Origin of the sequence: Frigoribacterium faeni, assembly GCF_007988805.1 — a bacterium.
In the GTDB taxonomy this organism is placed as follows: Bacteria; Actinomycetota; Actinomycetes; order Actinomycetales; family Microbacteriaceae; genus Frigoribacterium; species Frigoribacterium faeni.
Window position 1 is genome coordinate 88,720 of sequence record NZ_BJUV01000010.1, and the last position, 15,070, is coordinate 103,789.

Sequence of the window (15,070 nt, forward strand, 5' to 3'; positions counted from 1 at the left end):
CTAATGCACGATCTCTGTCCGCACGCACCGGCGTCTCCGCGACCCCGATGCGGGCGCCCGCGCCGGCGCCCGGAGAGCCTGCGACCGGGGCTCCGGCGCGGACCTCAGCTGTAGACGTGCGGCGCCAGGACCCCGACCCCGCGGAGGTTCCGGTAGCGCTCGTCGAAGTCGAGGCCGTAGCCGACCACGAAGTCGTTGGGGATCTCGAAGCCGACGTACTTCACGTCGACCTGCACCTTGGCGGCCTCGGGCTTGCGCAGCAGGGCGAAGATCTCGACGGACGCGGCGCCGCGCGTCCGGAGGTTGTCGAGCAGCCACGAGAGGGTCAGCCCGGAGTCGATGATGTCCTCGACGATGATGACGTCACGACCGTGCAGGTCGGTGTCGAGGTCCTTGAGGATCCGGACGACGCCCGACGACTTCGTGCCCGAGCCGTACGACGAGACGGCCATCCAGTCCATCGCGGCGCTCATCTTGAGCTCGCGCGAGAAGTCGGCCATGACCATGACCGCGCCCTTGAGCACCCCGACCAGCAGCGGGTCCCGACCCTCGTAGTCGACCTCGACCTGGCGGGCGACCTCGGCGATCTTCGCGTGGATCTGCTCCTCCGTGTAGAGGACGGAGGTGAGGTCGCTCTCGATGTCGCTGAGTTCCATGGCGGGGTCGTGCTCCAGAGGGTCGTGGGAGGGGGTGGTGGTGGGGTCTCAGGAGGCGCCGGTCGCCGCGAAGTGCAGCGCGCCTCCGGTGCGTACAACTGTAATGCCCGGCAGAGACACCGGTCCCTGGCCGTGCCAGTCGGTGACGAGGCGCGCGACCTCGAGGGTCTGGGCGCGGCTGAGCGTCACGGCGAACTCGCTCGCGACGGCCAGTCGGATGAGTCGCTGCCGGAGGGCGGCCGGGTTCGCGGCCAGCGACCGCACGTCGAGCGAGATGCCCGCCTCGGCGTGGTCGGCGACCTCCTCGGCCTGCTCCTCGGCGAAGTGGTCGAGGGCCTCGGCGTCCTCGCGCAGCTGCGCCGCCGTCCGCACCAGCGCCTCGGCGACCCCCGGGCCGAGCTCGCGTTCGAGCACGGGGAGCACCGCGTGCCGCACCCGCACCCGCGCGTACGCGCCGTCGTCGTTGTGCGGGTCGTCCCACGGCTCGAGGCCGAGGTCGGCGCAGGAGGCGCGGGTCGTCTCCCGGCGCACCCCCAGCAGCGGTCGGCGCCACAGCCCCGCGACGGCGTCCATGCCGTGCAGGCTGACCGGTCCGCTCCCGCGCGCCAACCCCAGCAGCACGGTCTCCGCCTGATCGTCGAGCGTGTGTCCGAGGAGGACGGCGGCGGCACCGGTCGCGGAGGCGACGTCCGCGAGCGCCCGGTAGCGCGCCTCCCTGGCTGCCGCCTCGGGTCCGCCGTCGGCGCCGACCTCGACGCGACGGACCTCGACGGGCGACAGACCGAGCCCGGTCGCCGCGGCGGCGGCCGTGGCGGCGACCTCGGCCGAACCGTCCTGCAGGGCGTGGTCGACGATCACGGCACCGGCCCGCAGCCCGGCTCGCGGCGCCTCGAAGGCGGTGGCCGCGGCGAGCGCGAGCGAGTCGGCGCCGCCGCTCAGCGCGACGAGGACGAGGGAGTCGGGGGCGAGCCCCTCGAGCGAGGCGCGGACGGCACGACGCAGGTCGGCCATGGCCGGGGTCAGGCGCGGGCGGGTCGGGCGGTCGTCGGCGGGCATCTTGTAACGTTAGCGAAGCCGTCGACCGGTCCGGTCGGCTCGCCCCACCGACTGAACCAGGAGCACCCATGGCCGCGTACGACGCCGTGATCGAGATCCCCAAGGGAAGCCGCAACAAGTACGAGGTCGACCACGAGACCGGTCGCGTCTACCTCGACCGCGTGCTCTTCACCGGCTTCGTCTACCCCACCGACTACGGGTTCTTCGAGAACACCCTCGGGCTCGACGGCGACCCCGTCGACGTGCTCGTGCTGCTCGACTACCCGCTGTTCCCCGGCGTGGGCGTCAAGGTCCGCCCGGTGGGCGTCTTCAACATGACCGACGACGGCGGCAGCGACGCCAAGGTCATCGCCGTCCCCGCGAAGGACCCGCGCTGGGAGCACATCCAGGACGTGTCGGACGTGCCCGAGTACCTCCGCAAGGAGATCGAGCACTTCTTCGAGCACTACAAGGACCTCGAGCCCGGCAAGTGGGTCAAGACCGAGGGCTGGGGCGACGCCGCCGAGGCCGAGGCCATCGTCGAGGCCGGCATCAAGAAGCTCGCGGACGAGGGTCACTGACCCCCGCCCGCTGCATGTCGAAGGGGCCCCGCACGATCACGTGCGGGGCCCCTTCAGCATGCTGGAAGTCGACCGACCGCAGTCACCAGTTGCATGCTGCCGCAGGATTCTCTCTGATAATCGAAGCCGGGATGCCACGCCGCCACCCGTCCCCGCTTCGACGTCTGCTCTCACGATCGACGTCGACGGATTCGTCAGCTTGCGCAGCACCCGCGGTGACCACGAGGGCGGAGATCGTGATGAGGCCGATCAACGAGCTTGACCTTCGTGCAGACAGAGGTAAACCTTTCGTCTGCAATAACAGTTGATCGAAAGGCAGCTCTAGTCGTGTTTCGAAGCAAGACCGTCGTCGCCATCTGCGTCGGCATCGCACTCATCCTTGGGGTCCTCGTCTGGATCCAGATGACCGGCGCTCTGGCCATCTTCTTCGACCCTGAGCCGGAGGCGGATCTCTCCACCTCTGCCTCTCGCCTCCCAGGTGTTCGCTGACCAGGCTGATACGCGGGGCTCGACGACCAGTTGCACCGGTGGACGTCACAGTGCGAGCTCGGTGCAGCCGCAGTCAGCTGACGAGGGGCGCTGCTGGGAGACAGTGTCCCCAGGCGACTACAGCGTGATGCCGCGCTGCGCCATGAAGGCGACCGGGTTGGCGGCCGTGCCGTTGATGCGGGTCTCGAAGTGCAGGTGGCAGCCGGTCGAGTTGCCGGTCGAGCCGACGTGGCCGATCTGCTGGCCGAGCTCGACGCGCTGCCCGACGCTCACCATGATGCCGCCGTTCGGCTGGTGGCCGTAGCCGGTCGTGATGCCGTTGCCGTGGTCGATCAGCACGAAGTTGCCGTAGCCGCCGTACCAGCCGGCGTAGGTGACGGTGCCGGCCGTGGCGGCGAAGATCGGGGTGCCGCAGGCGGCGGCGAGGTCGGTGCCCGCGTGCAGGATGTAGGCGCCCGTGACCGGGTTCACGCGCATGCCGAACCCGCTCGAGATATCGCCGCCCGAGGGCCGCGTCCAGCCGAAGCTCGAGGTGACGCCGACCGGCGTGCCGCTCGTGGGGCTGCCGAGGCGGGCGGCGCGGGCCGCGGCCTCGGCCTCCTTCTTCTTGCGCTCGGCCTCGCCCTTCTCGAACTCCTTCTGGGTGGTGTCGGCGTTCGTCTTCAGCAGGGTCAGCTGCGCCTGCAGGCGGGCGCCGTTCTCCTGCTGCTCGGCGAGCGAGTCGGCGGCGGCCTGAGCGGCCTCGTTGGCGACGGCGAGGGCGGCCTCGGCCTCCGCGGCCAACTCGCCCAGCGCCTCCTCGGCGACCTCCGCCTGGTCGGTGAGCGACTGGGCCGTGTTGCGATCCTGCGTCGCCCGCGAGTAGATGCCGTCGGCCTGCTCGGTCAGCTTGCTCATCGCGCCGAGCTTGTAGAGCAGATCGGCGGCGTCGCCCGGGTCGGCGATCAGGGTGCCGGTCATGTCGTTGTTGTTGCCGCCGGACCGACCGAGCTGCGCGGCGAGCTGGCCGGCGCGCTTCTCGCTGGCGGCGGCCACGGTCGCGGCGGCGTCGGCCTGCCCCTTGAGCTGGTTCGTCTTGAACTGGGCGTCGTCGAAGGCGGTCTGCGCCTTCTGCAGGATGTCGCCCTTCTTGCGGGCGTCCTCGTTCTTGCGGTCGAGGTCGGCCGTCATCGCGTCGAGCAGCTTCTCGAGCTTCTTGATCTCCGCGACCTTCGCGGCCTCGTCCCCGCGCGCCTTCTCGACGTCCGACCACGACGGGTAGCTCGCCGCCTGGGCCGGTTCGACCGGGCCGACGGCGACACCCGCGGCGACGACCAGCGACAGCGCGACGGCCGTGGCGACGACGCGTCCCCTGGTCGACCTCGGGACAACCGCCACACCGAGCGTGCCGGATCGATCCGGGCGGCCGAGGAGGCGGGAGAAGATCATCGAAGGTCCGATTCGGTCGTCAGTGGGTGGAGCCGCCGCCGGCCGGTCAGACCTTCGAGCGCAGGTCGAAACTAATCGCGGATCAGGTCGTCGTCGGGCAACCGCGCCGGAGTGGCGTCTCGGATCCGCGAGGTCGGCGCCGCAGGGACCACGCCGGCAGGCCACCGCCCCCGCGATCGACCAGGTCGACTCGTTTTGCATTAAGCGGCCGGTGTCCGTATGCTCGTCTCTCGGTTGCTCTGTGCTCTTCGGAACACATGGCCCCATCGTTTAGTGGCCTAGGACACCGCCCTTTCACGGCGGCAGCACGGGTTCGAATCCCGTTGGGGTCACCGGTTCGGCAACGAGTCGGAGTCCAAGGTAGTATCAGCAGCAATTGTTTGGCCCTGTAGCGCAGTTGGTTAGCGCGCCGCCCTGTCACGGCGGAGGTCGCCGGTTCAAGTCCGGTCAGGGTCGCAAAGGCGAGTTTCTCGCCTGGAGGGCTCGTCCCTCCCGGTGGGCCAGCAGGTCGAGGCAGCGTCTTCACCACGGTCCCCCACGGCTGGGTAGCTCAGTTGGTAGAGCGTTCGACTGAAAATCGAAAGGTCCACGGATCGATGCCGTGTCCAGCCACTCAAGGCCCCGCCCCGGCGGGGCCTGCCTCTTTTAAGCCCGCAGGCAGCGGTCTCGCAGGCGTCGAACCCACCGGGGTCGCGTGAGCATCGGCCACGACCCCGCGGTCGCGCATCCGCGCCACCGCTGGCTCGACCCTCTCCTCGCCGGAGTCCTGGCCCTCGTGGTCGGCGTCGTCGCGAGCTGGGTCCCGTCGTACTGGAGCGACGAGGCGACCACGCTCGCCGCCGCCCGCATGCCCCTGCCCGACCTGCTCGCGTTCGTCGGCCAGCGCGACGCGGTCCACACCGTCTACTACGTGTTCATGCACGGCTGGATCGGCCTCTTCGGCGAGAGCGAGTTCGCCACGAGGCTGCCCAGCGCGATCGTCGCCGGCCTCGGGGCGGCCGGCCTGCTCGTGCTGGTGCGCATGCTGACGAACCGCACGACGGCCGTGCTCGCCGCCGTGATCTACGCCGTCCTGCCCCGCCTCACGCTGGAGGCGGCCGAGGCGCGCCCCTACGCGCTCACCGCCGCTCTCGCCGTCTGGGTGACCGTCCTCGTGCTCGTCGCCTCCCGGCGACAGAGCCGGTGGTGGTGGCTGGCCTACGGCCTCGCCCTCGCGGCGTCCATCGCGACCTACGTCCCGTTCGCCCTCATGGTCGCGGTGCACGGGGTGTTCCTGGCGCTGGCACCGGCGCAACGGCGTCGTCGGGGAGCCCGCCACCGCCTCCTCGGCTGGTCGATCTCGACCGGGGCGGCCCTGCTGGCCACGGCGCCCGTGATCGGCACCGTGCTCGGCGAACGCACCCGGCTCCTCGGGGCCGACGACCCCTCGACGGGAGCCGACGTCACGTGGTGGACGGTGCTCGTCGAGCCGTGGTTCGCGACCTCGATCGCCTACGCCGTGCTCGGGCTGGTGCTGCTCATCCTGCTCGGCACGCGCCTCCGCGACCGGTCACGGACCCCCGGCAGCGTCGTCCTGCTCGGAGCCCTCTGGGTGGCGCTGCCCGTCGGGCTGCTGCTGCTGGTCGGGCTCGTGCTCGCGCCCGTCTTCCAGGCCCGACTGGTCGTGTTCGCGGCCCCGGGGATGTGCCTGCTGCTGGCGGTCGCCATCACCGGATTCCGGCGCCGGTGGGTCAGCATCTCGCTGATCGTCCTGCTGGTGCTCGCCTCGGCGCCGACCTGGGTGATCCAGCGTCAGCCGACCGGCAAGGGCGGAGGCGCCGACCTGTCGCAGATCGCGAGCTACATCGAACAGCAGGCCCGGCCCGGCGACGCGTTCGTGCTCGACTCGACCGGGACCGTCTCGACCCGCCCGCGGCAGGCGCTGTACGCCTACCCCGACCGTTTCGACGAGCTCGACGACGTCGCCTTCGTCCGGTCGGGCTTCGCCGACGGCCGCTTCACCGACGTCACCCTCGGTCTCGACGACGAGACCCAGCGCGCCGATCTGCAGGAGCGCCTCGCCGACGTCGACCGGCTATGGATCGCTCGACTGCAGGTCGACGCGCTCGACGACCCGGATCTCCGCACGTTGGGCGGCCTGGGCTACGACCTCGCGCAGGAGCACCGCACGGGTCGCAGCGTCGTCTACCTCTTCGTGCGTCCCGGCGGGCGCGGCTGACGGGAGTCCGCCGAGGAGGCGCGGTGCGGCCCGACCGTCAGCGTCGCAGGTCGAGAGTGCAGCACTTCACCCCGCCGCCGCCCAGCAGCAGCTCCGAGAGGTCGACGCCGATCGGGTTGTAGCCCCGCTCGCGCAGCTGACGCTCGAAGCCCGTCGCGGCGGCCGCGATGACGACGTTGTAGCCGTCGCTGTACGAGTTGAGGCCGAGGATGGAGGCGTCCCGCTCGTCGACCAGGATCGCGTCGGGGAACCGCTCGCGCAGCACCGCGAGCGACGCCTCGTCGAAGGCGCTCTCGAGATAGGCGATCGTGTGCCGGCCGTCGACGGGCTCGGGGTCGAGCACCGCGATGGCGGTGTCGAGGTGGTAGAACGCGGGGTCGACGAGGGTGAGGCCGACCACCTCGCGGTCGAAGATCCGGGCGACCTCCTCGTGCGAGCGCGTCGACGTGCGGAACCCGGTGCCGGCCAGGATGACGTCTCCTACGAGGAGGAGGTCGCCCTCGCCCTCGTTCACCTCGACGGGTTCGGCCACCTCGAATCCGGCGTCGCGGAACCAGTCCATGTACGCGGGTCCCTCGGGCTGCCGCTCGGGATAGGTGAAGAGGGCGCCGTAGGCCTTGCCGTCGAGCACGAACCCGCCGTTCGCGGAGTAGACCATGTCGGGCAGCCCCTCGAGGGGATCGATGAGGTGGACGTCGTGTCCTAGGCTCAGATACGTCTCGTAGAGCACCTGCCACTGGGCGAGTGCCTTGGCGGTGTCGGTGGGCGCCTTCGGGTCCATCCACGGATTGATCTTGTAGCTGACGGTGAAGTGATCGGGGCGGCACATCAGCACCGTCCGGTCGCTCGCTCGGCGGGTCGGCTGGGGCTGGGGGTCTCCGGCGGTGTCCACGGAGTCGCTGGTGATGCTCACGAGTGCCAGTGTCACACGCGAGTCGCGCACGGGGTCGATGCCCGACGCAAAGAACCTGCGTTCTAGGCGGCTTCGGCGCAACATAGAGGCGTAGACTCCCGCCGTGGACAACCTCGACTACGGCATCATCGACCTCCTCCGCCAGAACGCCCGGGCCGGCTACGGCGACATCGGCGCCTCGGTGGGCCTCAGCGCCTCGGCGGTGAAGCGCCGGGTCGACCGGCTGATCGCCGACGGCGTGATCAAGGGGTTCACGGTGCAGGTCGACCCCGCCGTCGACGGACTGGGCACCGAGGCCTACGTCGAGCTCTTCTGCCGGGGCACGGTGTCGCCGCAGGAGCTGCAGCGCATCCTGAGCACGGTGCCCGAGGTGGTCGACGCCGGCACGGTGACCGGCAGCGCCGACGCCATCGTCCACATGCGCAGTCGCGACATCCCCTCCCTCGAGGAGGCGCTCGAACGCGTCCGCAACGCCCCGAACGTCGATCACACCCGCAGCGCGATCGTGCTGTCCAAGCTGATCAGCCGCCAGCCCGCCTGAGCCGACGCCGCGTCAGATCCGGAGGTCGCGGAGGGCGGCGTCCGGGCGGCCGTCGCGATGCGCGGCGATCGTGACGGTCTGCTCGTGCACGAAGGGCAGCAGCTCGACCCGCCCCTCGTCGGTCACCTCGCCCGTCCAGACCGCGACGTCGGCGCTGTGGCCGGTGGCGGCCGACACGTCGCGCCGCCCTCCGCCGACCAGGCGGATCCGCAGCTCGCGGTAGTGAGCGACCCCGGCCGTCGGCGTCTCCTTCGGGGCCATCCCGAGATCCACCACCGCGTCGGCCACCGGCGCCGCGCCCTGGAGGCGGCCCGTGGCGAGCCGGGCCAGGAACGACTCGTCGTTCTCGACCACGAGGTCGCCGACCTCGATCGGCGAGGCGGGAGAGCGCAGGAGGAGGGCGAGCGGCGCCGGCACCGGCCGGGCCGAGCTGATGTCGAGGCGGGACCCGGCCCGGGCGGCCGCCACCACGAGCCGGACGAGATCGACCTGGTCGCCGTCGGAGGACACTCGCAGCACCACGGACGCCGGTCGGTGCCGCAGCACGACGCGCTCGACGGCGAGGTCGCCGATCTCGCGGGAGGACCCGAAGGTGGTCCGCCAGGCGCTCTCGTCACTGCGGGCGGCCGCCCGGATCCGGTCGAACTCGTCGAATGAGAGGTGCGAGCGAGCCGCCTCGATGACCCGCACGACGCGGTCGGAGACCCCGTCGAGCTTGAGGTCCTTCTCCGGCGTCCGGCCGATCCGCGACCAGGCGCCCTGGGCCACCACCGTGTTCGCGCCTCCCGACGCGGCCGTCCGACCGATCGTGGACCGCCGTCGCCCGCCGCCCGCCGGCCGCCGCCCGGCTCGCGGCCCGACGACCGCACGGTTGACGACGAGGGAGCCGACGTCGACCCGGTCGACCCAGCGCGCGACCTCGTCGTCGTCGAGCGAGTGCAGCGCTGCGGTCGAGGACGACTCCAGCCCGTTCTGCACGTCGATCGCCTCGTCGAGCGTCTCGACGTGCACGATGCCGAGCACGGGACCGGCCGCGTCCGACCGGAACGGACCGCCGGGGCGGACGCCGTCTCGGACGCCGGGGCGCCACAGGAGTCCCTCCTCGTCGATCCGCTCGGGCTCCACCCACCAGGTCTCGCCGTCGGAGAGGGTGGTCAGCGCGTCGAGCAGCGGGCCCTCGGCGGGGTCGACGAGCGGGCCGAGCGCCGTGGTCGCGACATCGGGCCAGCCGACCCGGAGGCTCGCCGTCGCATCGACGAGCTGCCGTCGGAGATGCTCGGACCGGCCGACGGACCCCACCAGGATCACGGTGCGGGCGGACCACGGGGCCTGACCCGAGTGGGCGAACGCCCCGGCGACGACGTCGGCCGCGGCCCGGTCGAGGTCGGCGCTCTCGGTGACGACGACCGAGTTCGCCCCGGGGGTCTCGGCCCACAGCTCGCGGTCGCCCCGCGACGACTTCACACGGGCGGCGGTGTCGAACGACCCGTGGAGCACGACGCGGTCCACGGCGGGGTGCGTCAGCAGATCGCGGTCGAGGTCGGCGTCGTCGACGATCGCCACCGCGACGAGGGGGCGCGGCGCGCCCGCCGACCAGAGCACGTCGGCGAGGACCGCGGCCGTGCGGTGCGTCTCGGCGGCCGGGCGCAGCAGCACGCCGCTGCCGGCCGCGAGCGCGGCGGTCACCGCGGCGACCGACGTCGACACCGCGGAGTCGGCGGGCGGGACCACGACGGTCAGCCGAGGAGGCGCGTACCGGGCGCCGAGGACGTCGTCCAGACCGCGCGCGAGGGTCGCGTGCCAGCGCGCCGCGTCGACCGCCGCGCTGACGTCGTGGTCGGCGTCGGTCAGGGTCGTCCCCGTCTCGCTGATCATCACCTCGACCAGCTCGGACCGGTGGTCGTCGAGCGCCTCGGCGACGGCGTCGAGCAGCTCGGCTCGCTGCGAGTGCGGTCGACGGCCCCAGGCGACGCCCGCCTCGACGGCGCGGGCGACGACCTCCTCGAGTCGGCCGTGCCCGGCCACCCGGGCCGCGTCGATCCGCTCGAGACCCAGGTCGGAGGTCCGGGCCGCCGAGAGCACGCGTCGGCCCCACGAGCGGGCGTGCTCGTGCGCCGGGTCGGCGTCGGGAGCACCCGCGAACCCCGGCCATCCCGTCGCGGCGGGCCGGGCCGGCTCGGGCCCGTCGAGAGCGCCGGCTGCGCCCTCGGGGTCGTCGACCAGCTCGACCGACCGGAGGTAGGCCCGACGTTCGCCCTCGAAGTGGCCCGCATCGCGGCCGAGCTCGACGGCCGTGCCGACGGACCTCGCGCCGCCGAGCCCGCGGACCACGCCGCCGACCACCACGTCGAACTCGTCGGGCGCCGCCACGGGCGTGTAGAGGGCGAGGCCGCCCACCTCGGCCGCGACGGCGGCGGTCTGGGCCGGGGCCAGACCGTGGACGGTCTCGACGGTGACGAGATGCGTCACCGCGCGCCGCTCGGCGATGCTCCAGGCGTGGGCGAGGTCGAAGAGGTTGTGGCTCGCGATGCCGACGTGCACGACCTCGGCGTTGGCCGGTCGCAGCGCGTGATCGACCAGGCGCTTGAACGACGCGTCGGTCGCGACCCGCGTCGCGAGGGTGACGGGACCCCTCGCATGGCGGGACGAGTCGACGGCCTCGGCGTCGAGATTCGCCCCCTTGACCAGACGCACCCGGATGGGCGCCCCGCCCGTCTCCACGCGGTTCCGGGCCCAGTCGGTGAGCAGCTCGAGCGAGGACAGCGCATCCGGCAGATAGGCCTGCAGGGTGATCCCGGCGGTGAGACCCCGCAGGGTCGGCTGGTCGAGGAGGCGTGTGAAGACGTCGACGGTCAGGTCGAGTTCTCCGTGGCCCCCCATGTCGAGGTCGATCAGCGTCGGCACGTCGCCCGCGCGCGCCAGCTCGTAGAGCGGGATCAGGCGCGCGACCAGGGCGCTGCCGCCCTCGTCGAGGGCCCAGGGCGCGAACGGCGCCGCGACGTCGGCGAGCGAGATCGACACGTGGTGGACGTCGTCGCGCGCGACGAGCGCGTGCACGCGGGCGAGTCGGCGGTCGGCGCCCGCCGGACCGACGACGGGGGCGCCCAGGGGCGCGAGGTTCGGTCGGACGGCGCCCGACGACAGCGACGCGAGATGCGCCCCGAGCCGATCGGGGGTCTCGTCGACGACCAGGTGCTCGACGAGACGGCGGAAGGCCCGCTTGGCGACGGGGATGACCGCGCGCGGTGCCAGCGGGCCGAAGCCGCCGCCGGCCGACACGGCGGCCCGCAGGTGCCAGGGGAGCGACTCGGGCATCGACCGGCTGAGACGGTCGAGATGACGAGCGGCGACCCCCGGATCGTCGGGGAGGAGCACCCCGTCGACGAATCCGACGGTGAAGTCCAGGGCGGCGGGATCGGCGAGGACACGCCCGAACCGGGCGGCCGGGGCGTCGACGGAGACGTCGTCCGCCGCCCGGAGCCACCGACGGACGGTCTCGACGGTCTGCTGCGTGAGGTCGGCGGCGCGCACATCGGACATGGCCCGAGGATATGCCGGACCACCGTCTCTACACTGGGCGAATGGCCGACGAACTGACCGACGACGACTGGGCCGTGTGGGACGCGTTCTACACGATGCGTCGGCGTCTCGATCGGGCTCTCGAGCTGCGTCTGCACGCGCAGTCGGGCGTCTCGGCAGCCGAGTACGAGATCCTGGTGGGCCTCGGTCGCAGCGTCGACCGCCGCCTCCGGGTCCGCGACATCGCCGAGCAGATCGGCTGGGAGAAGAGCCGGGTCAGCCATCAGGTCACGCGGATGGAGCGCCGGGGTCTCGTGCGCCGGTCCGACTGCGCCTCCGACGCCCGGGGCACCTGGGTCGAGCTCACATCCGACGGTCGACGGTCGATGCTGACCGCGACCCGAGGTCACAACGCCGCCATCAAGGAGTACTTCGTGGACGTCCTCGGTCCGGACGCCGACGCCCTCCGGCGGTTCTCGCACCGTGTGCTCGAGGCCATCGGCTCGGACGCCTCGCCCGACGCTCCGGTCGCGACGTCCCCGGCGGCGGAGCCCCCCGCGGCCTGACGACCGGATCGCGGACCGACCGCGCCCGGCCCGTTCAGTGGAAGCGGTGGTCCTGGATCGTCATCCGCGGACCGAACTTCGGCTTCGAGAAGCCGCTCGCCGAGATGAGCCGCATCACGCGTTCGCGGTGGCCCCGCCACGGCTCGAGGAGCTCGAGCATGCCGTCGTCGTCGACGGGCCGGCCGATCAGCGCCCACCCGACGAGCGCGGGCAGGTGGTAGTCGCCGACGCTCGGGCTGTCGGCGTCGCCGTGGGCCCGCTGCATCGTCTCGGCGGCCGTCCACACCCCGACGCCGGGCACGGACCGCAGACGCCTCTCGACCTCGGGACCGCCCCGACCCAGGGCCAGCGTCCTCTCGAGGGAGGCCGCCACCGCGCAGACCCGCATGACGGTGTCGGACCGCTGGGGCCCGACACCCGCCCGGTGCCACTCCCAGCTGGGCACCCGCCGCCAGGCCTCGGCGTCCGGAGGAACGGTGAGCCCCTCCGGCGCCGGCCCCGGGGCGGGGTCGCCGAACCGCACCACGAGGGAGCGCCAGGCCCGCCAGGCCTCGCGGCTGGTGACCTTCTGCTCGAGCACGGCGGGCACGAGCATCTGCAGCACCTGGTTGGTGCGGGTGAGGTGCAGCCCGGGGAGGCGGTGGCGTGCGTCGCGGAGGAACGCGTTGCCGGCGACGTCGAGACCCGACCAGTCGTCGCCTCGGCCGAGCATCTCGGGGACGGAGTCGACGAGCCAGTCGGCGCCGGGGCCCCACGCCGCGCCGTGGACGCCGGAGGGGCCGGGCGTGAGGCAGAGCGTCGCGGCGCCCGCCGGCGTCCGGACGGCCCGCCAGACCCGAGCCCCCACCACGCGGACGGTCGGATCCCCGCCGCCGCGCGAGAGGGGCCGGAGCGTGGCACGGACGTCGACCGGGCCGACCGGGCGGTAGACCGACTCGACCGGAGCGTCTCGCGAGACGATCGGACGGGCGGGATCGGACATGAGGCGATGGTAGACGCCGCCACCGACGCCCGGCTGCCCTCGCCGGCCCGGCCGCTCGGCCGCCCCCTTGGCTCCGCCGTGGCGGAAAACAATGACGGATGATATGTTTTCTTTCTGACTTTGGAGGCAGCATGCCAGTTCCCGACCGCCCGACACGGCATCCGCGGCGCCTGCTGCGTGACCTGACGTTCGAGTCGCTGCTCACCGCGATTCTCGACGGCACGCTGCAGCCCGGTGAACGACTCTTCGAAGACGACATCGCCGCGTGGCTCGGCGTCTCGAAGACGCCCGTGAAGGAAGCCCTCGCACGTCTCGCCACGCACGGCCTCGTCGACATCGAGGCGAATCGCTACACGCGGGTCGCCTCCGTCACCACCACCGACCTGCTCGACACGTTCGAGCTGATCGGCGTCCTCCACGCCGACGCGATCCGCTCCGCAGGCTCGGCGCCGGTCGACGAGACGACGCCGATCGTCGAGCGCCTCGTCGCCACCCTCGACTCCGAGGACGCGACCTGCGCCGACCTCATCCGAGAGAGCGCGGCCTTCCTCACCCGCGCCGAGAACCCGCTCACCTGCAAGGCCGCCGAACCCCTCGACCATCGCGCCGCCTTCCACTCCCGCCACGTGTCGGTGGGCCTGCACTCCCCCGCCCTCCGACCCGCGGTCGAGCGGCTCCGCAGCGCCCTGGCCGACCGCCGGTGGACGGAGGCGGGCGAGGCCACGGCGGCCCTGCTGGGTCGCGTCTCGCTCGGGCCCGCCCTCGCCGAGGTGGCCGACATCCCCACGACCCCCGACGCCCGACGAGGGGCGCGATGACCGCGACCCCGCTCCGCCCCCGGCCCACTCGCCGCCCCACCGGACCCCGTGTCCTGGCCGGCGACACGACAATCCCCGCCGTCCGCCGCCACCCGCATCGACTCACCAAGAGGCTCATCGACCTCGTCGGCGCCGTCCTGCTCACCATCGTGGTGCTGCCTCTCGCCGTGCTCGTCGCCGCGGCGATCCGGCTCGACAGTCGCGGCCCGGTGTTCTACCGCCAGGAACGGGTCGGCCTCGACGGCCGCCCCTTCTCGATGGTCAAGTTCCGCAGCATGCACGTCGACGCCGACCGGCTCCGTGCCGAGCTCCGCCTCGCGAACGAGGCCGCCGGCCCCCTGTTCAAGCTGCGCCACGACCCCCGCGTCACGAGCGTCGGCCGGCTCCTCCGCCGCTACTCCCTCGACGAGCTCCCCCAGCTCTGGAACATCCTCCGCGGCGACATGAGCCTGGTAGGGCCACGGCCGGCCCTCGTCCACGAGGTCGAGGGGTACTGCGACCGAGCCCGCCAGCGCCTCCTCGTCGTGCCCGGCCTGACCGGCCCCTGGCAGGTGGGGGGCCGCTCCGACCTCGACTGGGACGACGGCATCGCCCTCGACCTCTCGTACGTCCACGACTGGACACCGGCGACCGACGCGATCGTGCTGGCCCGAACCGTCCGAGCGGTCGTCCGCCCGGTCGGCGCCTATTGACCGTCTGATCGCGCCGTGGCCGTGGCCGCAGCCGCAGCCGTCTCCGCCCGCACGAGCGGCGACGCCGCGATGTCGGCGAGCGCGTGTCGTGACGCCTCGACGTCCGCCGACCCGATCGAGGACCGGAGCGCCTCGACCGCCCGCGACAGACGCTCGTCGTCGAGGTCGCGCCCCAGGGATCGCGCATGGAAGCTGATCGCGACGCCGATCCGCGCGGTCAGCTCGGGCAGACGGTGATTCACGGACGCCCGCGTCATCAGGCGGGCCGTCGAGACGAGCGCCTCGACGACGGCAGGCGCTCCCGACGGGACGACCCGCGCCTCCTCGGCGGAGGACTCGGGGGCGACGGTCGACGCGAGGTCGGGCCCGTCGCCGGGAGCGCCCAGAGCTCGGGCGGCGGCGCGGCGGACCTCGTCGTCGGCGAGCGCATCGTCCAGGGCGAGCGCCCAGAGCGAGCAGAGCGTCCGGAGCAGCGGCTGGACGAGCCAGGGGCGCGAGTGGCTGACCCGCGTGTAGCGCTTCGGGGCCGTCTCGATCAGCGAGAGGTCCTCGAGCCGCGCCAGCGCCATGCGGATCGGCGTGCGCGAGACCCCGAGCCACTCCTCGAGCTCGGTGTCGTGCAGCCGATCCCC

At 72.6% G+C, this 15,070-nt stretch carries 14 protein-coding genes and 3 tRNA genes; 10 read left to right on the forward strand and 7 right to left on the reverse strand.

Annotated features, from left to right (window positions below; translation table 11 throughout):
- Positions 1–104: 104 nt before the first annotated feature.
- Both hpt and tilS read right to left on the reverse strand, forming a co-directional pair.
- Positions 105–656, reverse strand: coding sequence for a hypoxanthine phosphoribosyltransferase (gene hpt, locus FFA01_RS06655; RefSeq protein WP_146854256.1), 552 nt, complete (start codon positions 654–656; stop codon positions 105–107).
- Positions 657–704: 48 nt separating this feature from the next.
- Positions 705–1,712: a tRNA lysidine(34) synthetase TilS gene (tilS, locus tag FFA01_RS06660; protein WP_146854257.1), complete on the reverse strand. Its 1,008-nt coding sequence runs from the start codon at positions 1,710–1,712 to the stop codon at positions 705–707.
- A 68-nt stretch (positions 1,713–1,780) separates the two neighbouring features.
- Between tilS and ppa the strand changes: the two genes are divergently transcribed.
- Both ppa and FFA01_RS06670 read left to right on the forward strand, forming a co-directional pair.
- Positions 1,781–2,272 carry an inorganic diphosphatase gene (gene ppa, locus FFA01_RS06665; protein ID WP_146854258.1) on the forward strand — a complete coding sequence of 164 codons (492 nt, stop codon included), beginning with the start codon at positions 1,781–1,783 and terminating at the stop codon, positions 2,270–2,272.
- 258 nt (positions 2,273–2,530) lie between these two features.
- Positions 2,531–2,761, forward strand: a complete 231-nt coding sequence (locus FFA01_RS06670) for a hypothetical protein (RefSeq protein WP_146854260.1) — start codon at positions 2,531–2,533, stop codon at positions 2,759–2,761.
- A gap of 117 nt (positions 2,762–2,878) precedes the next feature.
- Here the strand turns inward: FFA01_RS06670 and FFA01_RS06675 are convergent, their stop codons facing one another.
- The gene (locus FFA01_RS06675) at positions 2,879–4,189 is read right to left on the reverse strand and encodes a M23 family metallopeptidase (RefSeq protein ID WP_146854262.1); all 1,311 of its coding nucleotides are present in this window, start codon (positions 4,187–4,189) and stop codon (positions 2,879–2,881) included.
- A 259-nt stretch (positions 4,190–4,448) separates the two neighbouring features.
- Here FFA01_RS06675 and FFA01_RS06680 point away from each other — a divergent pair.
- The 4 genes from FFA01_RS06680 to FFA01_RS06695 all read left to right on the forward strand — a co-directional run bounded on the left by FFA01_RS06680 (position 4,449) and on the right by FFA01_RS06695 (position 6,407).
- Positions 4,449–4,521, forward strand: a tRNA-Glu gene (locus FFA01_RS06680).
- A 50-nt stretch (positions 4,522–4,571) separates the two neighbouring features.
- Positions 4,572–4,645 (forward strand) — tRNA-Asp (locus tag FFA01_RS06685).
- Positions 4,646–4,728: 83 nt separating this feature from the next.
- Positions 4,729–4,801: transfer RNA gene (locus FFA01_RS06690), tRNA-Phe, on the forward strand.
- 82 nt (positions 4,802–4,883) lie between these two features.
- Entirely contained in the window at positions 4,884–6,407 is a 1,524-nt protein-coding gene (locus tag FFA01_RS06695; RefSeq protein WP_146854264.1) for a glycosyltransferase family 39 protein, read from the forward strand.
- Positions 6,408–6,444: 37 nt separating this feature from the next.
- Here FFA01_RS06695 and ddaH read toward each other — a convergent pair whose 3' ends face one another.
- Positions 6,445–7,320, reverse strand: a complete 876-nt coding sequence (gene ddaH / locus FFA01_RS06700) for a dimethylargininase (protein ID WP_371859183.1) — start codon at positions 7,318–7,320, stop codon at positions 6,445–6,447.
- Between the two features lie 103 nt (positions 7,321–7,423).
- Between ddaH and FFA01_RS06705 the strand changes: the two genes are divergently transcribed.
- Entirely contained in the window at positions 7,424–7,861 is a 438-nt protein-coding gene (locus FFA01_RS06705; protein WP_146854268.1) for an Lrp/AsnC family transcriptional regulator, read from the forward strand.
- Positions 7,862–7,873: 12 nt separating this feature from the next.
- On the opposite strand, the gene FFA01_RS06710 is transcribed toward FFA01_RS06705, so the two are convergent.
- Positions 7,874–11,401: a proline dehydrogenase family protein gene (locus tag FFA01_RS06710; RefSeq protein WP_146854270.1), complete on the reverse strand. Its 3,528-nt coding sequence runs from the start codon at positions 11,399–11,401 to the stop codon at positions 7,874–7,876.
- A gap of 41 nt (positions 11,402–11,442) precedes the next feature.
- Here FFA01_RS06710 and FFA01_RS06715 point away from each other — a divergent pair, with 41 nt between their 5' ends.
- Entirely contained in the window at positions 11,443–11,946 is a 504-nt protein-coding gene (locus tag FFA01_RS06715; protein WP_167627304.1) for a MarR family winged helix-turn-helix transcriptional regulator, read from the forward strand.
- 34 nt (positions 11,947–11,980) lie between these two features.
- Here the strand turns inward: FFA01_RS06715 and FFA01_RS06720 are convergent, their stop codons facing one another.
- A complete protein-coding gene (locus FFA01_RS06720; RefSeq protein ID WP_146854274.1) occupies positions 11,981–12,928 on the reverse strand; it encodes a DNA-3-methyladenine glycosylase family protein in 948 nt (315 codons plus the stop codon).
- A 131-nt stretch (positions 12,929–13,059) separates the two neighbouring features.
- Here FFA01_RS06720 and FFA01_RS06725 point away from each other — a divergent pair, with 131 nt between their 5' ends.
- Positions 13,060–13,746, forward strand: a complete 687-nt coding sequence (locus FFA01_RS06725; protein ID WP_167627305.1) for a GntR family transcriptional regulator — start codon at positions 13,060–13,062, stop codon at positions 13,744–13,746.
- Positions 13,743–14,438 carry a sugar transferase gene (locus tag FFA01_RS06730; protein ID WP_146854278.1) on the forward strand — a complete coding sequence of 232 codons (696 nt, stop codon included), beginning with the start codon at positions 13,743–13,745 and terminating at the stop codon, positions 14,436–14,438. The genes FFA01_RS06725 and FFA01_RS06730 overlap by 4 nt, the downstream gene beginning before the upstream one ends.
- On the opposite strand, the gene FFA01_RS16105 is transcribed toward FFA01_RS06730, so the two are convergent.
- On the reverse strand, positions 14,432–15,070 hold a 639-nt coding region (locus FFA01_RS16105), incomplete at its 5' end, for a GntR family transcriptional regulator (protein ID WP_208720857.1). The two genes, FFA01_RS06730 and FFA01_RS16105, sit on opposite strands and share 7 nt — an antisense overlap.